Consider the following 16,373-nt stretch of genomic DNA (forward strand, 5'->3'; position numbering starts at 1 on the left):
CACCATGCAAACCAAGCAGACCGTCAACGAAGGGCTCAAGCGCGCCTACCTGATCACGATTCCCGCTGCCGATCTCACTGCGAAGATCGACGCCGAGATCAAGAAGGTTGCCCCGCAGGTCCGGATGCCCGGCTTCCGTCCGGGCAAGGTGCCCGCAAACCTCGTAAAGAAGATGCACGGCGAAGCCATGCACGGCCAGGTCGTGAACGACACGATCCGCGAATTGGTCGACAAGCTGATGCGCGACGAGGCGCTGCGTCCGGCTATGCAGCCCGAAATCGCTCTCAATGACGATTACGAGCCAGGCAAGGACGCCGAAATCACCGTCAGCCTTGAAGTGCTGCCCACGATCGACACCCCCAGCACTGATGGTCTGAAGCTTGAAAAGCTGACCGTGCCGGTGACGGACGAACAGATCGATGAAGCACTCGGCAACATTGCGGGCCAGAACAAGAGCTACAAGGATGCCGCCAAGACCAAGAAGGCGGCTGACGGCGATCAGCTGATTATCGATTTCGTCGGCAAGCTTGACGGGGTCGAATTTGATGGTGGCAAGGCCGAAGATGCCGCGCTGGTCCTGGGTTCGGGCACCTTCATCCCTGGTTTTGAAGATCAGCTGGTTGGCGTGAAGACGGGTCAGGAAAAGACCATCACCGTCACCTTCCCCGAAGACTATCAGGCCGCGCATCTGGCGGGCAAGGACGCCACCTTCGACATCACCGTCAAGGCGGTGAAGACCGAAACCGAAACAACGCTTGATGATGAATTCGCCAAGAGCCTTGGCCTCGACAGCATGGACAAGCTGCGCGAAATCATGAAGGCGCAGCTTGAACAGCAGACCGCCGGCCTTACCCGCACCCAGATGAAGCGTGCGCTGCTCGATCAGCTCGCTGCCGGTCACAGCTTTGAAGTTCCCGCCACGATGGTCGACGCCGAATTCGCCCAGATCTGGCAGCAGCTCCAGCAGGAAGCGGCCAATGATGAAGATCCGGCGGCTGCGCTGAAGCAGATCGAAGACGAAAAGGACGAATACAAGGGCATCGCCGAACGCCGCGTGCGTCTGGGTCTGCTGCTTTCGGAAATCGGCCAGGCCAACGGCGTGGAAGTTACCCAGCAGGAAATGGGCATGCTGATGCAGCAGGCGGCCCAGCAGTACCGTCCGGAAGATCGTCAGCGGTTTGTTGAATACATCCAGTCCGAACCGATGGCCGCTGCTCAGCTGCGCGCGCCCTTGTATGAAGACAAGGTGGTCGACTTCCTGTTCGACAAGGCCGACGTGACCGAGCGTGAAGTGACCATCGAGGAACTTCAGGCCGCAATCGAAGCCGAAGACAGCGCCGAAGCGGCCCCTGCGCCCAAGAAGGCCGCAGCCAAGAAGAAGGCGCCAGCCAAGAAGGCCGATGTTGAGGGCGAAGGCGCCCCCGCCGCTGACGAGAAGCCGGCAAAGAAGGCGCCTGCCAAGAAGGCCGCAGCGGCCAAGGCTGATGATGCCGAAGCCGAAGCCAAGCCCGCAGCCAAGAAGGCTTCGGCCAAGAAGGCTGCCGATGCAGGCGAAGCCAAGCCCGCGGCCAAGAAGGCTGCGCCCAAGGCGTGATCGAGCGCGGGCGGTGAGGTTAATCTCAACGCTTGTTGTCTTGAAAGAAATAACGGCGCGGGCAGCTGGGCTGCCTGCGCCTTTTCTTTGTGGCCTGCTTGAAGATATCCCCCGCCTGACCGCGATCGGCGCAAGGCAATTCACAGGGACAAGGTAAACACCCTTGAAATTGCCCCCCCGCGTCCGACATAGCCATCTCGACACATACGAAGGAAAAGCAGCTCCCATGATCGATCTGTTCGGCAATTCCGGCGAAACCTACGGCACCCAGGGCCAGTTCACGCGCGATCCGTACACTGGCGCGCTGGTGCCTGTGGTTGTGGAACAGACCAGCCGGGGCGAACGCAGCTTCGATATCTTCAGCCGGTTGCTGCGCGAACGCATCGTCTTCGTCACCGGTCAGATTGAAGATGGCATGGCCAGCCTTGTCACAGCGCAGTTGCTGTTCCTCGAAAGCGAGAATCCTTCGAAGCCGATCAGCATGTACATCAACTCGCCCGGCGGGGTGGTGACAGCCGGTCTGCAGATTTACGACACCATGCAGTACATCAAGCCACGCGTGTCGACCGTGTGCATGGGGCAGGCCGCTTCGATGGGCAGTTTCCTGCTCGCGGCAGGTGAGCCAGGCATGCGAATCGCGCTCCCCAACGCACGGATCATGATCCACCAGCCCTCGGGCGGGGCGCGCGGGATGGCGTCGGACATTGAAATTCAGGCGCGTGAGATCCTGCGCATCCGCAGCCGGATGAATGATCTTTACGTGAAGTTCACAGGCCGCACGCTCGAAGAAATCGAAAAGGCCATGGACCGCGACACTTTCCTTGAAGCCGAGGAAGCCAAGACCTTCGGTTTGGTGGACAAGGTGTTTGAAACCCGGCCCGAAAATGACGAAAGCGGCGATGACAACGGGTCGGGCGGCGCGCCTGCCTAAGCCTTGTGCTCGCACGTTCCCGGCAGGCTGCACCGGTGCGGACAGTCTGCCGCGGGATACGTTTTTTCCGCGGGTACGCGGAAAGCCCGGCTATGGTAACAACACCAAATAGCGCGCCATGTGTTGATTCATCTGGCGTGAGCGATACACTTGACGAATCCGCGCAGCGTGTCTTGGCGCCTGCACAGATGGATTCGAGGACACAGGAATGACCAAATTGAGCGGATCCGACAGCAAGAGCACTCTCTATTGCAGCTTCTGCGGGAAGTCGCAGCATGAGGTGCGCAAGCTTATTGCAGGCCCAACCGTGTTCATCTGCGATGAATGCGTCGAACTGTGCAACGACATCATCCGCGAAGAAACCAAGGCAGGGATCGCTGGCAAGAAGGATGGCGAAATCCCGACGCCGATGGATATCTTCACGACCCTGAACGATTACGTGATCGGCCAGGACCGCGCCAAGCGCGTGCTGTCGGTGGCAGTGCACAACCACTACAAGCGGCTGAAGCACTCGGGCAAGTCGGGCGAGGTCGAGCTGGCCAAGTCGAACATCCTGCTGGTCGGTCCCACCGGTTCGGGCAAGACGCTGCTCGCCCAGACGCTGGCGCGCACTTTCGATGTGCCTTTCACGATGGCCGATGCGACCACGCTGACCGAAGCTGGCTATGTGGGCGAAGATGTCGAGAACATCATTCTGAAGCTGCTGCAAGCATCGGATTACAACGTCGAGAAGGCGCAGCACGGGATCGTCTACATTGACGAGATCGACAAGATCACGCGCAAGGCCGAAAACCCCTCGATCACGCGCGACGTTTCGGGTGAGGGCGTGCAGCAGGCGCTGCTCAAGCTGATGGAAGGCACCACCGCGTCGGTGCCGCCGCAGGGCGGGCGCAAGCACCCCCAGCAGGAATTCCTGCAGGTCGATACCACGAACATCCTGTTCATCTGCGGCGGGGCCTTTGCGGGCCTCGACAAGATCATTGCCGACCGTCTGCAGAAGCGTTCGATCGGCTTCGGCGCGCACGTCGCCGATCCCGACAAGCGCCGCGTGGGCGAATTGCTGGAAAAGAGCGAGCCTGAAGATCTCCTCAAGTTCGGTCTCATCCCCGAATTTGTTGGCCGTCTGCCAGTGATCGCGACGCTGCACGATCTCGACATCCCGGCGCTGGTGACGATCCTGAACGAGCCCAAGAACGCGCTGGTCAAGCAGTACAAGAAGCTGTTCGAGCTAGAAGATGTGGAACTGACCTTCACGCCCGACGCACTGCAGGCGATTGCCGAACGTGCGATCAAGCGTAAGACGGGCGCTCGCGGGCTTCGCTCGATCGTCGAAGGCCTGTTGCTCGACACGATGTTCGATCTGCCCGACATGGAAGGCGTGACCGAAATCGTTCTGGATGCCGATGTGGTTGCCGGCAAGAAAGAGCCGATCCGCGTGATCGGCGAAGCGAAGAAGGAAGAGGCGGCCTGATCGGTCCGTCGCGCGTGTAAGGGTTATGCACCCTTACCGCTGAATTGCAAAAAGGCCCTTTCCTTCCGGAAGGGGCCTTTTTTGATGCGCCGGACCCGCCAGGCATAAACCCCGCCCGGCCAAGGAGAAAGGCCGGACGGGGCCGGGAGAAGCGCTGCCCCGTTTGGGGGGATGGGGTGGAGCAGCGCTAACCGATTATTGCATCAGCCGGGCATGAACACGCCGTCGGTCACATGGATCACGCCGTTCGTGGTCATTACGTCTGCCTTGGCGACCGTGGTCTTGCCGCCCTTGGCGTCGGTAATCACAACCTTGCCGCCTTCGAGCATCGCGGTCAGCGTTCCGCCCTGGACCGTCGTGATTGTGGCCTTGCCGCCGTTGTCATTGATCATTTTGACCAGATCGGCTGACGTGACCTTACCGGGCACGGCATGATAGGTCAGGATTGTGGTCAGGGTGCCTTTGTTTTCAGGCTTGACCAGCGTGTCAACGGTGCCGGCGGGAAGCTTGCCGAACGCCGCATCGGTGGGCGCGAAGACCGTGAACGGACCGGGGCCGCTGAGGGTGTCGACCAAGCCGGCCGCTTTTACTGCGGCAACCAGCGTGTTGTGCATCCCGGTGCCCATCGCGGTTTCGACGATGTTGGCGCTTGCCTTCTTTTCCATGTGGTGATCGGCCAGCGCCGGTGCGGCAACAAGGCCGGTGGAAGCCATGAGGCCAGCGGCAATCAGGGCGGCAAAGGTGTTCTTCGAGGTCATGGACCATACTCCTTGAGAAAATCGTGTGTGTTGACTTCTCCCGTCGTCGCAAAAGGATACGCATCGCCCCGCGCAAGGGTTGCGCGATGTTGGGACGAATTTGGATGAAGCGCCGCGCAGACGCGGCGAGACGAACTGGCCTAGACCGCGTTGAAGGCGGCGTCGGCCACCACGGGCCCCGGTTCCGCACCGGCCGGTTTGCCGCCGATGGGTTCACGCGTCAGAACCACGCGCGCGCCCGCGTTCAGATTGGCAGTGACCGTGCGAGGCAAGGTCAGGCTGCGCACTGCACCCGGATCGACGATTCCCAGCGATTGCATCGCAGAACCATCACCGGACACCAGCCACAATTCGTGATCATGCACGCCATCAGCGGTCAGGCCGATGGCCGAAACCAGCATTTTTTCAACTTCGGGCATGTAAGTCACATCAAGCCGCAATCCGGAATCCCCGATCGGCATGGTCGCAACTATTGGCGCGGCGGCAATCTGGCTTGGGGCATCGCCGGAAGGGGGCTGTCCGGGGACAAACAGGAACAAGGCCAGCATAACCGCGGCAGCGGCCGATGTCAGTCCAGCGACCCATTGCCAGCGCCGCACACGGGTCTCCAGCACGGTGACATTGCCTGCGGTCAATCCGGATACCGCACCGGGATGCGGCTGCGCCGTGATATGCGCAGTGATGCCGTCCCACACGTGCGGGCCTGGTTCGGCGCCGGGAATGGCATCGGTCAACGGCGCGAACCAATCGTCCCACCAGTCCTTGCGCCAGGCAAAATCGGGATCGGTCGCAGCCTTGCCGCGCGCAGCCATCAGCTCTTCGCCTTCGAGCAGGCCCAGTGCCCATTCGGCTGCGATCATCGGATCATCGCGGGTCACGCCGGTATCGTCAGTCTGATCGGGAGACGTCATGTCGTCTCACTCGCTTCAAGGCAGGCGCGCAGCCGTTGCAGGCCGCGGCGGATCCAGCTTTTCATCGTGCCCAGCGGCACATCGGCCGTCTCGGCCAACTGTGCGTAGGTGTAGCCTTCAAAGAACGCGGCGCGGATATGTCCTTGGGTGCGGGCATCCAGAGCGGCCAAGCATTTGTGGATCTGTGCGGCCTGCTGCGCATCGACCATCATCATGTCCGCCAGTGGTGTGGTGTCTGCAAGCGGCGCTGCTTCCTCCACCGCCACGGCGCCGCTGCGGACCTTGCCGGTGCGCAGCCGATCGATGGCCCTGTTGCGGGCAAACGCTGCCAGCCACGCGATCGGGCTTGCCCGCGCAGGGTCATAGCGGTCGGCCCGCTGCCACAGATTGATATAGACGTCCTGCAAGGCGTCCTCGGCTTCCTTTTGGTCGCCCAAGATACGCAAGGTTATGCCGAAGAGTTTCACCCGCGTCGCACGATAGATTTCTTCCAGCGCAGCCTGATCGCCCGCGGCCAGTCGTGCCATCGCATCGCGCAGCGCCTCGCGTGCTTCGTCGCTTGAAGACCGGGGCCGGGCAGCCATCAGCAGCCGCCTCCGCAAGGGTGTTCGCCGCTTTCCACCTGGATCGTCGCATGGCCCACGCCAAAGCGCGCGTCGAGCGAAGCCGCCAGATCGCGCAGGAAACTGTCGGATGCAGGGCGGCCGGGCATGACCAGATGCGCGGTCAGTGCCACTTCGGTGGTCGACATTGGCCAGACATGCAGGTCGTGTACCGCCGTCACGCCGTCAAAGCTGGCAAGGTGATGTTTGACCGCGGCCAGATCGATCCGGGCGGGCGCGGCCAGCAGGCCCATCGTCAGGCTGTCGCGTGCAAGGCCCCATGTGCCCCACGCGATCACCGCCACAATAACCAGACTGACCAGCGGATCGATCCACCACAATCCGGTAACGATGATTGCCAGCCCTGCGATCACCACGCCCAGCGACACCAGCGCGTCAGCCGCCATGTGCAGATAGGCGCCGCGGATGTTGATGTCGTCCTGACCTTTGAGAAACAGCATGGCTGTCAACGCATTGATCGCAATACCGATCCCGGCGACGATGACCATGACCAGACCCTGCGGTTCCTGCGGTGTCGCCATCCGGTTCACCGTCTCGAACAGGATGGCACCCACAGCAACCGCCAGCAGCAGCGCATTGGCGAGAGCTGCAAGGATCGTGGAGCTCTTGTAGCCATAGGTGAACCGGCCCGAAGGCGGACGCCGCGCAGCAAGGCTGGCGGCCCAGGCCAGCACCAGGGCCAGCACATCGGACAGATTGTGACCGGCATCGGCCACCAGCGCCACCGACCCGTAGATCACGCCTGCACTGGCTTCGATCACCACGAAGATGATGTTCAACCCGATACCGATCAGGAAGGCATTGCCGAAGTCCTGCGGCCCATGATGGTGCCCATGCGCATTATGCAGCCCGTGGCAATCGGATGGGGCGTTGTCGTGGGTGTGAAGATGGGGGGCGTGGGCCATTGTCGGTCAGTTGTAGACGCAAGCGTCAAGCCCGTCACGCCTGACGAGGCCGATACGGCGTTCGATGCTGTTACCGTGGCGCGCCAGCCACCCGCCGGGGTTCCTGACGCTGCGCGTCTTGGGGCTGGGCAGCGCTGCGGCCATCCGGCTGGCCTCATCGGCTGAAAGACGCGCTGCGGTATGCCCGAAATAGCGCTGCGCCCCTGCTTCGGCGCCATAAGTGCCGATCCCGGTTTCCGCGACGTTGAGATAGACCTCCATGATCCGGCGCTTGCTCCACACGGTCTCGATCCAGAAGGTGAACCATGCTTCCAGACCCTTGCGGAAAAACCCGCCGCCCTGCCACAGGAACACGTTCTTGGCCGTCTGCTGGCTGATCGTGGACCCGCCGCGGACGCGTCCGCCCTCCAGATTCTCGCGCATCGCCTGCTCGATCGCTTCGGCATCGAAGCCGTAATGTTCGCAGAAGCGTGAATCTTCGGCAGCGATCACCGCGCTGACCAGATTGCGATCGATATCGTCGAGGCTTTCCCAGTCCTTGGTGATGCCGTTTTCATCCATCAGCATGGTCGCCGTAACGGGGACGGGCAGAAAGCTGTAAAGCAGGACCAACGCCAGCGTCAGGGCGAAAAAGGCGCCGAACGCCTTGGCAAGAATACGCAGAACCGTGAACACATCGGTAGCTCTAGCGCAGCGCCCGGGGTGAGGGAAGCGTCTGCGCTTGCAACCAGACCCGCGCCGTTCCTGCACTGCAAGGCAATGAAAAAGGGCGCTGCAATCGGATTGCAGCGCCCTTTTCATTTTCGATCAATTGCGAGGCAGCTTATGCGACGCCGGCCAACAACCGTTCGCCTGCGATCCGTTGCATCGCCTTCTGCAGCTTTTCAAAGGCGCGCACTTCGATCTGGCGGATACGTTCGCGGCTGACATCATAGGCCTGGCTCAGCTCCTCAAGCGTTTGCGGCTTGTCGGTCAGACGCCGTTCGGTCAGGATATGCCGCTCGCGTTCGTTCAGGCTTTCCATCGCTTCGCCAAGCATTGCCATGCGCATCTGCGATTCTTCGGCATCGGCGACGGTTTCGTCCTGCAAGGGGCGGTCATCGGCCAGCCAGTCCTGCCACTGTCCGGCGCCTTCTTCATCCCCGCGCAAGCTGACGTTGAGCGACGCATCGCCGCCCATCATCATGCGGCGGTTCATGTTGATGACTTCCTGTTCCGGCACGCCCAGATCGGTTGCAATCTTGGTCACGTCTTCGGGCGACAGGTCGCTGTCTTCATAGGCTTCAAGCTGCTTCTTCATCCGGCGCAGGTTGAAGAACAGCTTCTTCTGGGCTGCGGTGGTGCCCATTTTCACAAGGCTCCACGACCGCAGGATGAATTCCTGCATCGACGCCTTGATCCACCACATCGCATAGGTGGCAAGGCGGAACCCGCGATCGGGTTCGAATTTCTTGACGCCCTGCATCAGACCCACATTGCCTTCCGAAATCAGATCGGACACCGGCAAGCCATAGCCGCGATACCCCATCGCAATCTTTGCGACGAGGCGCAGGTGGCTTGAGACAAGCTGGGCTGCTGCTTCGGGGTCTTCGTGTTCCTGATACCGCTTGGCGAGCATGTATTCCTGCTCTGCCGTCAGGATCGGGAACTTGCGGATTTCGGACAGATAGCGGTTGAGGCTTTGCTCACCACTCAGCGCGGGCACCGAAGAACTTCTGGAACTGGCCACGTTTTACCTAACCTTTCTGGTGTCAACCGCTTGCACAGGACCCCTGATGGGCATCCCGTGATCCGGGTCACGGGTTCTATATATACGCAAAACGCTGCCCAACGTATGCGCGTTTCATCGATAACTAAGTCGCAGTTGGTCGATAAGTTCCTGCATGTCCGCTGGTAGCTCGCTTCGAAACTCTATGCCTTCTCCTGTCACCGGATGCACAAATCCCAGTTCGGCCGCGTGTAGCGCCTGCCGCGCAAAGGCCAGCTGATCGAGAACCGGGCGAAGCGCCTTGGGGGTCTTGCTGTAAGCAGGATCTCCCAATAGCGCATGACCAATTGACGCACAGTGAACACGCACCTGGTGGGTACGCCCGGTTTCCAGCCGGCATTCGATCATCGCCGCCCCGTCCAGCCGTTCGATCATCTTGTAATGCGTGATCGCGGTTTTCCCGCGTGAGGAATTGTTGGGCAGCACGGTCATTTTCTTTCGGTCAGCGTCCGACCGGCCGATGCGGGCGTTGATCGTGCCTTCGGATGGCGCGGGATGCCCCGCGCATACGGCGATGTAACGGCGATGGACGGTGTGCGCCGCAAACTGCACCGCCAGACCTTCATGCGCGGCATCGGATTTGGCAACCACCAGCAGGCCCGATGTATCCTTGTCGATCCGGTGCACGATACCCGGCCGCGCCACACCGTTGATGCCCGACAGATTGCCCCGGCAATGGTGCAGCAGCGCGTTGACCAGCGTACCGGTGATATTGCCCACTGCCGGGTGGACAACCATGCCTGCAGGCTTGTCCACCACGATCAGGTGCGCATCTTCGTAAGCGATGGTCAGCGCAATGTCTTCTGGCGCGGCCTGCGCAGGCATGGCAGCGGCAATGATGATGCGGAAAGGTGTGCCGCCTGCCACCTTCATCGAAGCCGATGTGGCGGTCTTGCCTGCAACGTCGACCCGGCCTTCATCGATCAACCCCTGAACCCGCGCACGGCTGAGAGCCGTGGCTTCGGCAAGCGCCTTGTCAAGGCGGGCGGGGGCGATGGTAGCGCCGGTGATGATTTCGGGTTCGGACATGCTATGGCCATGCGCGATGCAAGTTCACGTGACAAGCCGGGCGCGTGGTCAGATGCTGGCCGCTGCCGCCGCCGCCCACCCGTTCGAGGCGTGCGGGATTTTGCTGGGGGATGGCGTGCGCATTACCGATGTCCGCAAGGCCGCCAACGTGCATCTAACGCCCGAGACGCATTTTGAAATCGATCCGCAAACCCTGATCGATGCACACCGGGCAGCGCGGGCGGGCGGGTTGCAGGTGATCGGATATTACCATTCGCATCCGCATGGCCCGCCAGCACCTTCAGCCACCGACCGTGCTTGCGCGGCAGGTGATGGACGCATCTGGGCGATCATTGCGAGCGATGAAGTGCGGTTCTGGCGCGATGCCCCCGATGGCTTCGCCGCGCTTTCCTACACCGTGTCCGATACGTAGTGATCGCCCGATGAAAATCGTTTTTGCCGCCTTTTTGCATCCATTTGACCGGACAAGCGCCCGTGCCGGTTGGCAAGCCGGGTTTTTTACTCTTAGACAGTGTCTCATGTGTCTCCTACACGCCGGAAACTGAACAAATCCATGATCTCCCAGACTGATCTTGCCGCGATGCTGTGTTCGCGCCTGTGCCACGACATGCTGTCCCCTGTCGGCGCGCTCGCCAATGGGTTGGAATTGCTTGCCGATGAACAAGACCCGCAGATGCGTGCGCGCTGCATGGAACTGCTTGAACAATCCGCCAGGATCAGCACCGATAAGCTGAAGTTCTTCCGCCTTGCCTTTGGCGCGGCGGGCGGTTTTGGCGAAGCGATCCCGGTCGACGAAGCCAAGACCGTGATCGATGCGCTCGCTTCGGATGCCAAGCGGGTCGAGGTCAACTGGGCGATTGCGGAACCCAGCCTGCCCAAGCCAGCGGTCAAGGTGTTGCTCAACCTTGCGCAGATTGCACTGGATGCACTGGTGCGGGGCGGCACGCTCGACATCGGGGCTGAGCGGCGCGACGGCGCGGTTGAAATCGTGGCGCGGGCGCGCGGCGATCGGATCGCCTTTGATGAAACCATCGGCCGCGCATTGCAGGGCGACCTGGCTGAAAGCGAAATCACCAGTCGCACCGCCGCTGCGCACATGATCGCGGTGCTGGCGGCCGAGATGGAAGGCGGCCTGCAATACAAGTTGGGTGACGGGGCGCTGGTGCTGGGCGCGGTATTGCCTGAACCCGAAGGCATGATCGGCTAGGGCCGCAGCAATGCCGGGGGGCGACGAACTGGTTCACCGCGATGTGCGCTCGCCCAATCATGGGGAGCGTACGGCGGCCATTTCGATGGTGGTCATCCACTATACCGAAATGAAGCCGGTTGACGCGGCGATTGAACGGATGTGCGATCCCCAAGCGTCGGTCAGCGCGCATTACTGCATCACCGAAGAAGGCGAAGTTATTCGCCTGGTGCCTGAAGATCGCCGCGCCTGGCATGCAGGGGCAAGTTACTGGCGCGGCGTACCCGATGTGAATTCGGCCAGCATCGGGATCGAATTGGATCATCCAGGCCATGCGCCCGAAAATGGCGGCTATCGCGGCTTTGCCGATGCGCAGATCGATGCGCTGGTGCCGCTATTGGCGCGGATCGTGAAGCAGTATGACATCCCGCGCGCCAACGTGGTGGGCCACTCCTGCGTTGCGCCGATGCGGAAGGTGGATCCGGGCGAACTGTTTCCATGGGACCGATTGGCGCGGTACAAGCTGTGCCTGCCGCGCCCGCAATCGCTGGCGGCTGGCAATCCGTTCCACAATGACGGGGCCTTCTTCCTCGCACTCGAACGCTTCGGCTATGACATTACCGATCAGGTGAAGGCGGTGGAGGCTTTTGAACGGCGCTGGCGGCCTGAACATATCGCCGGGGTGCCCGATGGCGAAATTGCCGCGATCCTGTGGCAATTGCTGCTCGATCGCGATCAGGGGCGGACGCGCTAGCATTTTGGTTGGGTCCGGCCTATGGCGCTGGGCGTCAGGGGGCCTGAGGCAGCCGCGTGTCGCAAGACGCGAGGAAAGTCCGGGCTCCACGAAACAAGGGTGGCGGGTAACGCCCGCCGGCGCTCCTTTCAGGCGCGCAAGGGAAAGTGCCACAGAGAGCAAACCGCCGATGGCCCCGCTTGCGGGGGACAGGCAAGGGTGAAAGGGTGCGGTAAGAGCGCACCGGGGGGCTGGCAACAGTCGCCGCATGGCAAACCCCACCCGGAGCAAGGCCGAATAGGGGCCGCGCGCCCGTCAGCAATGGCAGGGTAGGGGAGTTTCGCCCCGAGCGGCCCGGGTTGGCTGCTAGAGCGCCGGAGCAATCCGGCGACCAGATGAATGGCTGCTACCCGGGGCCCGTCCGCAAGGATACAGTCCCGGGATACAGAACCCGGCTTATGATGGTCCCCTGACACGATCACCGATCTGCCGCGCAGACGGAACTTTCCCGGTGGCTCGGGGTTAGCTGGCATGATGAACGATCTCAACGTTGCCCATCGCTCACCCATCCAACGCATTGCTGTCATTCTGGCCGTGATGGTGCAGATCGGAGCAGGGTTCCTTCCGCAGCTAGGTATCGGCGAACCCATCGGCGAACGTTCGGACGCTGTGCGCACGCTCATTACCCCGGCAGGATGGGCCTTCGCCATCTGGGGGCCCTTGTTTGCGCTCTCGATCCTGTTTGCTGTGTGGCAGGCACTGCCCGCACAGCGCAGCAGTGATCTGCTGAACCGCATTGCCTGGCCCGCTGCGGTGGCGCTGGGCGCGCAGGGTATCTGGTCGGCCTATACCCAGATCGCCAACCTTACTGCGGTGTCCGTGGTCATCATTCTGGTGTCGCTGGCTGGACTATTCATCGTGGTGCGCAATCTCGTGGCAACGCAGCCCCTGTCGGTCGGCGAACGCTGGTTTGTTGCCCCGGCCTTTACCGCGCTCGCGGCATGGCTCACCGCGGCAAGCATTGTGAACATCTCAGCGACGCTGAGGTTTTACGGCGTGTTGCAGCCCTATCCCAATCCCATGATGGCAACCTGTATGGTGCTTGTGGGGTCCGCCATCGCCGCCCTGGCCGCCGCGCGGCTGCGGGGCGCGCCGCTATTCGGGCTGGTCTTCAGTTGGGCGCTGATCGCAATTCATGCGAGCGGCGGACAGCGCTTCCCCACCGTGGGCTGGGCCGCGGCTGGCGGCATCATCCTGGTGCTGGTCATCACACTGTGGCAATTGGCACGCCCGGCCAATCGCCGCCTTTGGCTTGGCGCTTAAGACCGCCCCACGCTGACATAGGTGAAGCCAGCGGCAGCCATGTCATCGGGCTTGTAGATATTGCGCAGGTCAACCAGCACGGGCGCTTTGGCGAGCTCTTTCACGCGCCGGAAATCCAAGGCGCGAAAGGCGTCCCATTCGGTGACGATCACGACTACGTCCGCGCCTGCGATTGCGTCGTAGGCGTTGTCGCACATCGTAACGCCGGGCAGCAGCGGGCGCGCCTGTTCCATGCCTTCGGGATCATAGGCGGCCACTGCAACGCCCGCATCCATCAGCGTCTGCGCCACCGCAATCGCCGGGCTGTCGCGCATGTCGTCGGTGTTGGGCTTGAAGGTTAGGCCGAGCAGCGCCGCCTTCTTGCCGCGCGCCTGTTCGAAGCCGCCCAGCGCATCGACGACCTTGCGGCCCATCGCGCGCTTGCGGGTGTCGTTGGTCTTGACCACCGCTTCGACGATCCGCACCGGGCTGTCGTAATCCTCAGCGGTCTTGAGCAGCGCGAGCGTATCCTTGGGAAAGCACGATCCGCCATAGCCCGGCCCGGCATGCAGGAACTTCGATCCGATGCGGCCATCCATCCCGATTCCGCGGCTGACGTCCTGCACATTGGCGCCGACCTTCTCGCACAGATCCGCCATTTCGTTGATGAAGGTGATCTTGGTCGCGAGGAAGGCGTTGGCGGCGTATTTGATCAGCTCGCTGCTGCGGCGCGAGGTGAACAGGATCGGGCTTTCGTTGAGGAACAGCGGGCGATAGACCTCGCGCATCACCTCGCGGCCGAACGCGTCCTCGGCGCCGATGACGATCCGGTCGGGGCGCTTGAAATCGCCGATCGCCGCGCCTTCGCGCAGGAATTCGGGGTTGGAGACGACGGCGAATTTGTGCTGTGTGCCGGTCTCGCGGATGATCCGCTCGACCTCGTCGCCGGTGCCGACGGGGACGGTCGACTTGGTGACGACCACCGCGTCATTGTTCAGCTTTTCGCCCACTTCGCGTGCGACTTCGTAAACGAAGGTGAGATCCGCGTGGCCATCGCCGCGGCGGCTGGGTGTGCCCACCGCGATGAAGATCGCGTCAGCCCCGGCAATGCCTTCGCCCAGATCGGTGGTAAAGCTGAGGCGGCCCGCCTTCACATTGGTGTCGACCAGGGCATCGAGACCCGGCTCGTAGATCGGCATCACGCCTGCATGGAGCCGGTCAATCTTGCCCTGATCCTTGTCGATGCAGACCACGTCATGCCCGAAATCGGCAAAGCACGCCCCCGACACGAGCCCGACATAGCCCGAACCCACCATCGCAATCTTCATGAACCACTGCCCCTACGCGAGAAGTTGACACCGACCGCGCAGCGAACCGCGCAATCAGTGAGGTCGGTCGCCGTGGAACACCGCAGGTGACTCTCCTTGGGCCGCACGGGCCTGAAGGACCCGCCGCCGGTCGCCCTCGAGCACCAAAGCTGTAAGCACACCGGAACGAAAAGCGCCAGTATCGATTCCGATACGGTTGCCGCAATCCATAACGGTTTCAAAAATAGTATGGCCGTGTACGACCACCTTTTCCAGTGGGCCAACGTGGTTCAGGAAACGTTCGCGAATCCACAACAGGTCGCTGCGCTGCTGATCAGCCAGCGTCCGGGCAGGATCGACGCCAGCATGGACAAAAACATAATCGCCGGTGCGCACCATCGTTTCGAACCCGGCGATATAATCGCGCACCGATTGCGGAACAATTTCTGGTAGCCGCGCAAAGATCTCGTCCAGATCCATCGTCGCAAGTTGCTTGCGCGACAATCCATAACTCAACACCGTTTCGGTTCCGCCGTGCTTGAGGAAATGGCGCAAGGCTTCGGGTTTGGTGAAAGCGGTAAGAAACATCTCCTCGTGGTTGCCCGCCAGAACCTGGACGTTGCCGGTCTGCTGCCAGATCCGCGTCCGCTCGACCACGCCCGCACTGTCCGGCCCGCGATCTACCAGATCGCCCAACACGATAACATGATGATCGTATTCGGGGGCCTGTGCAATTTCGGTTTCGATCGCACCGATCAAGGCCTCGTATAGATCAAGTCGGCCGTGAATGTCGCCGATCGCGTAATAGCGCGTACCCGGCGGCACGGCAGGGAGTTTGGGCGGCGGGGATGGTTTGAAAAAGTCGCGCAATCTTTGAAGCATGGGCGATGCAATAGTCCGGTTGTGCGGCCTTCATCAATGGGGGTGAGAAGAGCTGCAAAATGCTGGGCTGTCGCAGCAGGAGCGGGTTCATAAGTGCGGCAACGTGACCGTGCCATGAACCCCCGGCACGCGCGGCAGGCGGTGTGGAATTATCGTCCAACGACGCGAACGTTAAATCAGTCGAGCGTGAAACTGACAGTCGTGACCACCCTGACCTTTTTGTAGGGACTATCAGCCATGCCCCATCCGCCTGTTTCCCCATCGCGCGCGGCGATTTCGAAATACCCTTGGGTCGCGTCCCTGATCTTGCCAACGCCGGAATCGGAATCTTCGGCAAATTGCTGTGCGGATGCACGTGCGTCTCTGGTCGCTTCGGCAACCATTTCCGGTTTGATGTCGTTGAGCTTGGTGAAGGTGTAGGCCATGCCCGACCCTTCTTCGAGGAACACTCCGCGCCCGACCAGATCGAACTGGCGGGCCACCGCCTTCTGAGCGCGGGCAATATCTGTGGTGCGTAGCGCGAGCCGCTGACGAACCGTGTAAGTAGTGATACCGTCGGCGGTAAAACTGGTCACATTGGCACCGGTTGGCTGCAACGCGTCAGCCGGAAAGCCGAGCTCTCCGAAGAACCGTTCGATACTGACTGTGTCGCCGCGCACCTTGGTTTGCGCCTCAGCAAGGTCTGTAGAAGTCGCAGAGTAGGATATCGTCCAGGTGGCGAGATCAGCGGTGACATCGCGTTCGGCAAGCCCGCGCACCGTGACTGCGCGTTCCGCATCCTTGGCACGCAGCAAGCCGTCACCAAGCAAGTATCCGCCCACAATCATGCCGGTGGCCAGAATCGCAGCGGCCCCAAGCCATCGCACCGTTGAAGGATCGCGCAGCGCAGGGCTTTCCGTTTTCGGCGTTTGCGCATCATGTCCGGCCATTCCATCTTCCCCAATCGACAAATAGATGCGACGAATTGTGCATT

At 61.6% G+C, this 16,373-nt stretch carries 17 protein-coding genes and 1 other RNA gene; 8 read left to right on the top strand and 10 right to left on the bottom strand.

Going from position 1 to position 16,373, the window contains the following annotated elements; all coding sequences use genetic code 11:
* Positions 1 to 4: 4 nt before the first annotated feature.
* The 3 genes from tig (at position 5) to clpX (ending at position 3,996) form a co-directional block, all read left to right on the top strand.
* Positions 5 to 1,594: a trigger factor gene (tig, locus tag SJY33_RS00500; RefSeq protein WP_379920531.1), complete on the top strand. Its 1,590-nt coding sequence runs from the start codon at positions 5 to 7 to the stop codon at positions 1,592 to 1,594.
* Positions 1,595 to 1,820: 226 nt separating this feature from the next.
* Positions 1,821 to 2,525: an ATP-dependent Clp protease proteolytic subunit gene (locus SJY33_RS00505; protein ID WP_379920532.1), complete on the top strand. Its 705-nt coding sequence runs from the start codon at positions 1,821 to 1,823 to the stop codon at positions 2,523 to 2,525.
* 208 nt (positions 2,526 to 2,733) lie between these two features.
* On the top strand, positions 2,734 to 3,996 hold the full coding sequence (gene clpX, locus SJY33_RS00510; protein WP_379920533.1) for an ATP-dependent Clp protease ATP-binding subunit ClpX: 1,263 nt from the start codon (positions 2,734 to 2,736) through the stop codon (positions 3,994 to 3,996).
* A 203-nt stretch (positions 3,997 to 4,199) separates the two neighbouring features.
* Here clpX and SJY33_RS00515 read toward each other — a convergent pair whose 3' ends face one another.
* From SJY33_RS00515 to SJY33_RS00545, 7 genes are all read right to left on the bottom strand, one after another.
* Positions 4,200 to 4,754: a fasciclin domain-containing protein gene (locus tag SJY33_RS00515; RefSeq protein ID WP_379920534.1), complete on the bottom strand. Its 555-nt coding sequence runs from the start codon at positions 4,752 to 4,754 to the stop codon at positions 4,200 to 4,202.
* Between the two features lie 140 nt (positions 4,755 to 4,894).
* Positions 4,895 to 5,665, bottom strand: coding sequence for an anti-sigma factor domain-containing protein (locus tag SJY33_RS00520; RefSeq protein ID WP_379920535.1), 771 nt, complete (start codon positions 5,663 to 5,665; stop codon positions 4,895 to 4,897).
* The gene (locus SJY33_RS00525; protein ID WP_379920537.1) at positions 5,662 to 6,249 is read right to left on the bottom strand and encodes a sigma-70 family RNA polymerase sigma factor; all 588 of its coding nucleotides are present in this window, start codon (positions 6,247 to 6,249) and stop codon (positions 5,662 to 5,664) included. Before SJY33_RS00525 ends, SJY33_RS00520 begins: the two co-directional genes overlap by 4 nt.
* Positions 6,249 to 7,193: a cation diffusion facilitator family transporter gene (locus SJY33_RS00530; protein WP_379920538.1), complete on the bottom strand. Its 945-nt coding sequence runs from the start codon at positions 7,191 to 7,193 to the stop codon at positions 6,249 to 6,251. Before SJY33_RS00530 ends, SJY33_RS00525 begins: the two co-directional genes overlap by 1 nt.
* A gap of 6 nt (positions 7,194 to 7,199) precedes the next feature.
* Entirely contained in the window at positions 7,200 to 7,868 is a 669-nt protein-coding gene (mtgA, locus tag SJY33_RS00535; protein ID WP_379920539.1) for a monofunctional biosynthetic peptidoglycan transglycosylase, read from the bottom strand.
* A 148-nt stretch (positions 7,869 to 8,016) separates the two neighbouring features.
* On the bottom strand, positions 8,017 to 8,922 hold the full coding sequence (gene rpoH / locus SJY33_RS00540; protein WP_379920540.1) for an RNA polymerase sigma factor RpoH: 906 nt from the start codon (positions 8,920 to 8,922) through the stop codon (positions 8,017 to 8,019).
* 114 nt (positions 8,923 to 9,036) lie between these two features.
* Complete coding sequence (locus SJY33_RS00545; protein WP_379920541.1) at positions 9,037 to 9,990, bottom strand: RluA family pseudouridine synthase; 954 nt, start codon at positions 9,988 to 9,990, stop codon at positions 9,037 to 9,039.
* Positions 9,991 to 10,006: 16 nt separating this feature from the next.
* On the opposite strand from SJY33_RS00545, the gene SJY33_RS00550 reads away from it, so the two are divergent.
* The 5 genes from SJY33_RS00550 (at position 10,007) to SJY33_RS00570 (ending at position 13,232) form a co-directional block, all read left to right on the top strand.
* Positions 10,007 to 10,402 carry a Mov34/MPN/PAD-1 family protein gene (locus SJY33_RS00550; RefSeq protein ID WP_379920542.1) on the top strand — a complete coding sequence of 132 codons (396 nt, stop codon included), beginning with the start codon at positions 10,007 to 10,009 and terminating at the stop codon, positions 10,400 to 10,402.
* Between the two features lie 141 nt (positions 10,403 to 10,543).
* Positions 10,544 to 11,197, top strand: coding sequence for a histidine phosphotransferase family protein (locus tag SJY33_RS00555; protein WP_379920543.1), 654 nt, complete (start codon positions 10,544 to 10,546; stop codon positions 11,195 to 11,197).
* Positions 11,198 to 11,207: 10 nt separating this feature from the next.
* The gene (locus SJY33_RS00560) at positions 11,208 to 11,930 is read left to right on the top strand and encodes an N-acetylmuramoyl-L-alanine amidase (protein ID WP_379920544.1); all 723 of its coding nucleotides are present in this window, start codon (positions 11,208 to 11,210) and stop codon (positions 11,928 to 11,930) included.
* 36 nt (positions 11,931 to 11,966) lie between these two features.
* An RNA gene (rnpB, locus tag SJY33_RS00565) (RNase P RNA component class A) lies at positions 11,967 to 12,384 on the top strand.
* A gap of 56 nt (positions 12,385 to 12,440) precedes the next feature.
* Positions 12,441 to 13,232 carry a hypothetical protein gene (locus SJY33_RS00570; RefSeq protein WP_379920545.1) on the top strand — a complete coding sequence of 264 codons (792 nt, stop codon included), beginning with the start codon at positions 12,441 to 12,443 and terminating at the stop codon, positions 13,230 to 13,232.
* On the opposite strand, the gene SJY33_RS00575 is transcribed toward SJY33_RS00570, so the two are convergent.
* The 3 genes from SJY33_RS00575 to SJY33_RS00585 all read right to left on the bottom strand — a co-directional run bounded on the left by SJY33_RS00575 (position 13,229) and on the right by SJY33_RS00585 (position 16,329).
* Positions 13,229 to 14,539, bottom strand: a complete 1,311-nt coding sequence (locus SJY33_RS00575) for a UDP-glucose dehydrogenase family protein (protein WP_379920546.1) — start codon at positions 14,537 to 14,539, stop codon at positions 13,229 to 13,231. The two genes, SJY33_RS00570 and SJY33_RS00575, sit on opposite strands and share 4 nt — an antisense overlap.
* Positions 14,540 to 14,593: 54 nt before the next feature.
* A complete protein-coding gene (locus tag SJY33_RS00580) occupies positions 14,594 to 15,400 on the bottom strand; it encodes a metallophosphoesterase family protein (RefSeq protein ID WP_379920548.1) in 807 nt (268 codons plus the stop codon).
* A gap of 176 nt (positions 15,401 to 15,576) precedes the next feature.
* On the bottom strand, positions 15,577 to 16,329 hold the full coding sequence (locus tag SJY33_RS00585) for an SIMPL domain-containing protein (RefSeq protein WP_379920549.1): 753 nt from the start codon (positions 16,327 to 16,329) through the stop codon (positions 15,577 to 15,579).
* Between the last annotated feature and the right edge of the window lie 44 nt (positions 16,330 to 16,373).

It is taken from the genome of Erythrobacter sp. R86502, from assembly GCF_042466465.1.
Lineage (GTDB): Bacteria > Pseudomonadota > Alphaproteobacteria > Sphingomonadales > Sphingomonadaceae > Erythrobacter.